Annotated in this window: 2 protein-coding genes and 1 pseudogene; all 3 read left to right on the top strand. The window is 66.0% G+C overall.

What is annotated here, in order from left to right:
• Positions 1-85 precede the first annotated feature (85 nt).
• Entirely contained in the window at positions 86-454 is a 369-nt protein-coding gene (tnpA, locus tag NN5_RS24725; protein WP_067739375.1) for an IS66-like element accessory protein TnpA, read from the top strand.
• Positions 451-792, top strand: coding sequence for an IS66 family insertion sequence element accessory protein TnpB (tnpB, locus tag NN5_RS24730; protein ID WP_079731921.1), 342 nt, complete (start codon positions 451-453; stop codon positions 790-792). Before tnpA ends, tnpB begins: the two co-directional genes overlap by 4 nt.
• Positions 793-864: 72 nt before the next feature.
• Positions 865-1,059, top strand: a pseudogene (locus tag NN5_RS24735) (IS66 family transposase); the annotation flags it as partial.

Here is a 1,059-nt window from a genome sequence, read left to right on the forward strand (position 1 = left end):
GTACCCGTCCGGTGAGCCCCGCCTTGTCCGGTGAGTGAACGACCGGTCTTAAGAGCGCTCGTATGAGCGAGCTTAGGAGTGCAGCATGGGGCAGATCACGGTGATGATGGGGCCGGAGCGGCGGCGTCGGTGGCGGGACGAGGAGCGGTTCCAGATCCTGGCCGAGGCTTTCGCGCCGGGCGCTTGTGTTGCCGAGGTCGCCCGGCAGCGGGACGTGTCGACCAGCCTGATCTACACCTGGCGGCGCAATCTGCGGCGCGAACAAGCCAAAGGGGCATCCCATCCGATGGTGGAGGCAACCTTTGCCCAGGCGGTCCTCGCCGAGGACCAGAAGATGGACGGTTGCGATCGCTGCGCCGTGATCACCGTGGAACTGAGCGAAGGTCGGAGCGTTCGCGTTTCGGCCGAGGCGCCCGCTGCACTGGTAGCCGCGACTTTGAAGGCGCTGCGGTGATCCCAGCGGGCGCGCGGGTGTGGATCGCCATGGGGCACACGGACATGCGCAAAGGGATGCAAGGGCTGGCCTTGCAGGTCCAGCAGGGCCTGAAGCGCGACCCGCACGGAGGCGACCTGTTCGTGTTTCGCGGACGGACGGGATCGCTGATCAAGATCATCTGGCACGATGGTATCGGCATGTCCCTCTATTCCAAGCGGCTCGAGAAGGGACGCTTCGTGTGGCCCTCGGCGAAGGACGGGATCGTCTCGCTGACCAACGCGCAATTGTCCTGCCTGCTGGAAGGGATCGACTGGCGTAACCCGCAGTATTCCTGGCGCCCGCAGAGCGCCGGATAGGCCAGCCACTTTCTTCGCCTTCCTGCACATTTTCGGCTTCAACGCCGCGCCGATCTGTGATTCCATGCCGTCATGGACACGGCCGCATCGCCCCTCCCGGACGACGTCGAAGCGCTCAAGGCGCTGCTGTCCGCTGCGCTTGAACGCGCCGACGATGCCGAGGCGCGCCTCGCCAATGCCAGGGCGCGCGAGAGCGCGACCGAGGCGATGATCGCCCACCTCAAGCTGCAGATCGCCAAGCTGCGCCGCGAGCAATATGGCGCCAGC

This window comes from Novosphingobium naphthalenivorans NBRC 102051, from assembly GCF_001590985.1.
GTDB classification, from domain to species: Bacteria; Pseudomonadota; Alphaproteobacteria; order Sphingomonadales; family Sphingomonadaceae; genus Novosphingobium; species Novosphingobium naphthalenivorans.